General features: G+C 56.9%; 3 rRNA genes. All 3 read left to right on the top strand.

The features are described from left to right. The first annotated feature begins 141 nt into the window (after positions 1 to 141). The 3 genes from ACH49X_RS32850 to rrf all read left to right on the top strand — a co-directional run bounded on the left by ACH49X_RS32850 (position 142) and on the right by rrf (position 5,360). Positions 142 to 1,660, top strand: a 16S ribosomal RNA gene (locus ACH49X_RS32850). A 326-nt stretch (positions 1,661 to 1,986) separates the two neighbouring features. Then, a 23S ribosomal RNA gene (locus ACH49X_RS32855) occupies positions 1,987 to 5,104 on the top strand. A gap of 139 nt (positions 5,105 to 5,243) precedes the next feature. Then, a 5S ribosomal RNA gene (rrf, locus tag ACH49X_RS32860) occupies positions 5,244 to 5,360 on the top strand. The 16S, 23S and 5S rRNA genes sit together here, the layout of an rRNA operon. Positions 5,361 to 5,373 lie beyond the last annotated feature (13 nt).

Raw genomic sequence — 5,373 nt, forward strand, 5'->3', positions numbered from 1 at the left:
TTTTGGTTTCGGCTCTTCATACCCCCGTGTGGAGGGTCGGACATTTTTAGTCAGCTAATTTCCGGCTGGCGATTGTTTTGCTGGGTTTTCGGACTCTGGTTTTTGATCTGATTGCATCTTTCGGGGTGTGATTGTGAGTCTTCAACGGAGAGTTTGATCCTGGCTCAGGACGAACGCTGGCGGCGTGCTTAACACATGCAAGTCGAGCGGTAAGGCCCTTCGGGGTACACGAGCGGCGAACGGGTGAGTAACACGTGGGTGATCTGCCTCGCACTTCGGGATAAGCCTGGGAAACTGGGTCTAATACCGGATATGACTTCTGGTCGCATGGCTGGGGGTGGAAAGATTTATCGGTGCGAGATGGGCCCGCGGCCTATCAGCTTGTTGGTGGGGTAATGGCCTACCAAGGCGACGACGGGTAGCCGGCCTGAGAGGGCGACCGGCCACACTGGGACTGAGACACGGCCCAGACTCCTACGGGAGGCAGCAGTGGGGAATATTGCACAATGGGCGAAAGCCTGATGCAGCGACGCCGCGTGAGGGATGACGGCCTTCGGGTTGTAAACCTCTTTCGACAGGGACGAAGCGCAAGTGACGGTACCTGTAGAAGAAGCACCGGCCAACTACGTGCCAGCAGCCGCGGTAATACGTAGGGTGCGAGCGTTGTCCGGAATTACTGGGCGTAAAGAGCTTGTAGGCGGTTTGTCGCGTCGTCTGTGAAAACTCACAGCTCAACTGTGAGCTTGCAGGCGATACGGGCAGACTTGAGTACTGCAGGGGAGACTGGAATTCCTGGTGTAGCGGTGAAATGCGCAGATATCAGGAGGAACACCGGTGGCGAAGGCGGGTCTCTGGGCAGTAACTGACGCTGAGAAGCGAAAGCGTGGGTAGCGAACAGGATTAGATACCCTGGTAGTCCACGCCGTAAACGGTGGGCGCTAGGTGTGGGTTTCCTTCCACGGGATCCGTGCCGTAGCTAACGCATTAAGCGCCCCGCCTGGGGAGTACGGCCGCAAGGCTAAAACTCAAAGGAATTGACGGGGGCCCGCACAAGCGGCGGAGCATGTGGATTAATTCGATGCAACGCGAAGAACCTTACCTGGGTTTGACATACACCGGAAACCTGCAGAGATGTAGGCCCCCTTGTGGTCGGTGTACAGGTGGTGCATGGCTGTCGTCAGCTCGTGTCGTGAGATGTTGGGTTAAGTCCCGCAACGAGCGCAACCCTTGTCCTGTGTTGCCAGCGGATTATGCCGGGGACTCGCAGGAGACTGCCGGGGTCAACTCGGAGGAAGGTGGGGACGACGTCAAGTCATCATGCCCCTTATGTCCAGGGCTTCACACATGCTACAATGGCCGGTACAGAGGGCTGCGATACCGTGAGGTGGAGCGAATCCCTTAAAGCCGGTCTCAGTTCGGATCGGGGTCTGCAACTCGACCCCGTGAAGTTGGAGTCGCTAGTAATCGCAGATCAGCAACGCTGCGGTGAATACGTTCCCGGGCCTTGTACACACCGCCCGTCACGTCATGAAAGTCGGTAACACCCGAAGCCGGTGGCCTAACCCCTTGTGGGAGGGAGCCGTCGAAGGTGGGATCGGCGATTGGGACGAAGTCGTAACAAGGTAGCCGTACCGGAAGGTGCGGCTGGATCACCTCCTTTCTAAGGAGCATTCTCCAGTGGGTGTCTCGAAGAGTCGGGATCGCTTCTGGCAGAGCCGTTCATGTCCTCGAATGTGGGACTGCGGAGCTCATGGGTGGAACGCTGGCAATTTCTTCCGCGTATGGTCGGAGCCGAGTCTTCGGCCGTGGTTGATATATCGACACACTGTTGGGTCCTGAAAGAACAGGCGTTCTTTCCAGGCAAAAGATACGACGAGGCTGGTTCTTCAGTCATACCGCTGGGCTTTCGGGTTCGGGCTGGTGCTGAGTCAGGGATTGGTCTTGTGTGTTGTTTGAGAACTGCACAGTGGACGCGAGCATCTTTGTTTGTAAGTGTTGAAGGGCGTTCGGTGGATGCCTTGGCACCAGGAGCCGATGAAGGACGTAGGAGGCTGCGATAAGCCTCGGGGAGCTGTCAACCGAGCTGAGATCCGAGGATTTCCGAATGGGGAAACCCGGCACGAGTGATGTCGTGTCACCCTCCGCTGAATATATAGGCGGTGGGGAGGGAACGTGGGGAAGTGAAACATCTCAGTACCCACAGGAAGAGAAAACAATTGTGATTCCGTGAGTAGTGGCGAGCGAAAGCGGATGAGGCTAAACCATGCGTGTGTGATAGCCGGCAGGTGTTGCACGTGTGGGGTAGTGGGGCTCACTTTCCTATCACTGCCGTGGTAGGCAACAGTCAGAAAAGTGCGTGTTAGTCGAAGTGGTCTGGAACGGCCTGTCGTAGAGGGTGAGAGTCCCGTAGACGAAAATGCGTGCTCTGTTGTAGTGGGTGCCCGAGTAGCAGCGGGCCCGTGAAATCTGCTGTGAATCTGCCGGGACCACCCGGTAAGCCTGAATACTCCCTGGTGACCGATAGCGGACTAGTACCGTGAGGGAAAGGTGAAAAGTACCCCGGGAGGGGAGTGAAATAGTACCTGAAACCGGACGCTTACAATCCGTCAGAGCCTTCCTTTATTGGTGGGGTGATGGCGTGCCTTTTGAAGAATGAGCCTGCGAGTCATCGGTGTGTGGCGAGGTTAACCCGTGTGGGGTAGCCGTAGCGAAAGCGAGTCCGAATAGGGCGTTTTGAGTCGCATGTCATGGACCCGAAGCGGAGTGATCTACCCATGGCCAGGGTGAAGCGACGGTAAGACGTCGTGGAGGCCCGAACCCACTTAGGTTGAAAACTGAGGGGATGAGCTGTGGGTAGGGGTGAAAGGCCAATCAAACTCCGTGATAGCTGGTTCTCCCCGAAATGCATTTAGGTGCAGCGTCACGTGTTTCACGCCGGAGGTAGAGCTACTGGATGGCCTAGGGGGCCCACAAGCTTACCGAAGTCAGCCAAACTCCGAATGCCGGTGTGTGAGAGCGTGGCAGTGAGACTGCGGGGGATAAGCTTCGTAGTCGAGAGGGAAACAGCCCAGATCGCCGGCTAAGGCCCCTAAGCGTGTACTAAGTGGAAAAGGATGTGGGGTCGCGAAGACAACCAGGAGGTTGGCTTAGAAGCAGCCACCCTTGAAAGAGTGCGTAATAGCTCACTGGTCAAGTGATCCTGCGCCGACAATGTAGCGGGGCTCAAGTACACCGCCGAAGCCGCGGCACTCCAACATGCGCCTGCTTTCGAGCCAGGTGTTGGGGTGGGTAGGGGAGCGTCGTGCAGCCGTGGAAGCAGCGGGGTGACCTAGTTGTGGAGGCTGTGCGAGTGAGAATGCAGGCATGAGTAGCGAAAGACGAGTGAGAAACTCGTCCGCCGAATGACCAAGGGTTCCTGGGCCAGGTTAATCCGCCCAGGGTGAGTCGGGACCTAAGGCGAGGCCGACAGGCGTAGTCGATGGACAACGGGTTGATATTCCCGTACCCGTGTATCCGCGCCCAATGGTGAATCATCTGTGCTAATCGTCCTGAACCGGATGGACTTCCTTCGGGGAGCCGGAAGGGGATGCACGAGACCCTGGGTGTAGTAGTCAAGCGATGGGGTGACGCAGGAAGGTAGCTGGGCCAGGTGGTGGATTACCTGGTGTAAGCCGGTAGGGCGTTGTGTAGGCAAATCCGCACAACATACAGCCTGAGAGGTGATGCGTAGCCGATTGAGGCGAATTCAGTGATCCTATGCTGCCGAGAAAAGCCTCTAGTGAGTTGGTACACGGCCCGTACCCCAAACCGACACAGGTGGTCAGGTAGAGAATACCGAGGCGATCGAGAGAACTGTGGTTAAGGAACTCGGCAAAATGCCCCCGTAACTTCGGGAGAAGGGGGACCACGTCTGGTGACGGGACTTTGCTTCCTGAGCTGGGTGTGGTCGCAGAGACCAGAGAGAAGCGACTGTTTACTAAAAACACAGGTCCGTGCGAAGTCGTAAGACGATGTATACGGACTGACGCCTGCCCGGTGCCGGAAGGTTAAGAGGACCGGTTAGCGCCCTTCGGGGTGCGAAGCTGAGAATTTAAGCCCCGGTAAACGGCGGTGGTAACTATAACCATCCTAAGGTAGCGAAATTCCTTGTCGGGTAAGTTCCGACCTGCACGAATGGCGTAACGACTTCTCTGCTGTCTCAACCACAGACTCGGCGAAATTGCATTACGAGTAAAGATGCTCGTTACGCGCGGCAGGACGAAAAGACCCCGGGACCTTCACTATAGCTTGGTATTGGTGTTCGGTACGGTTTGTGTAGGATAGGTGGGAGACTGTGAAGCGGGCACGCCAGTGTTCGTGGAGTCGTCGTTGAAATACCACTCTGGTCGTATTGGACTTCTAACCTCGGACCCTGATCGGGTTCAGGGACAGTGCCTGGTGGGTAGTTTAACTGGGGCGGTTGCCTCCCAAAATGTAACGGAGGCGCCCAAAGGTTCCCTCAGCCTGGTTGGCAATCAGGTGTCGAGTGCAAGTGCACAAGGGAGCTTGACTGTGAGACTGACGGGTCGAGCAGGGACGAAAGTCGGGACTAGTGATCCGGCACCGGCATGTGGAAGCGGTGTCGCTCAACGGATAAAAGGTACCCCGGGGATAACAGGCTGATCTTCCCCAAGAGTCCATATCGACGGGATGGTTTGGCACCTCGATGTCGGCTCGTCGCATCCTGGGGCTGGAGTAGGTCCCAAGGGTTGGGCTGTTCGCCCATTAAAGCGGCACGCGAGCTGGGTTTAGAACGTCGTGAGACAGTTCGGTCTCTATCCGCCGCGCGCGTCAGAAACTTGAGGAAGGCTGTCCCTAGTACGAGAGGACCGGGACGGACGAACCTCTGGTGTGCCAGTTGTCCTGCCAAGGGCACTGCTGGTTGGCTACGTTCGGAAGGGATAACCGCTGAAAGCATCTAAGCGGGAAGCCTGTTCCAAGATGAGGTTTCTCACCACCTTCGAGTGGTTAAGGCCCCCTATAGACCATGGGGTTGATAGGCCGGAACTGGAAGCACGGTAACGTGTGGAGGTGACCGGTACTAATCGGCCGAGGACTTACCAACAAAGGTTGCTACGCGTCCACTGTGCGGTATCTGAAACAACACACAGATACCCGGAACACACTTCGGTCCATCACTTCGGGTGGTGGGTCCGCCCGGAAGGGTGGGGAGTGTGGGAGGGGTGTGGATAGTTTCATAGAGTTACGGCGGTCATAGCGGTGGGGAAACGCCCGGTCCCATTCCGAACCCGGAAGCTAAGCCTGCCAGCGCCGATGGTACTGCACTCGACAGGGTGTGGGAGAGTAGGACACCGCCGGAACATCCTTTCACGA

The sequence above is a fragment of the Nocardia sp. NPDC019323 genome, assembly GCF_044389845.1.
Lineage (GTDB): Bacteria > Actinomycetota > Actinomycetes > Mycobacteriales > Mycobacteriaceae > Nocardia > Nocardia implantans.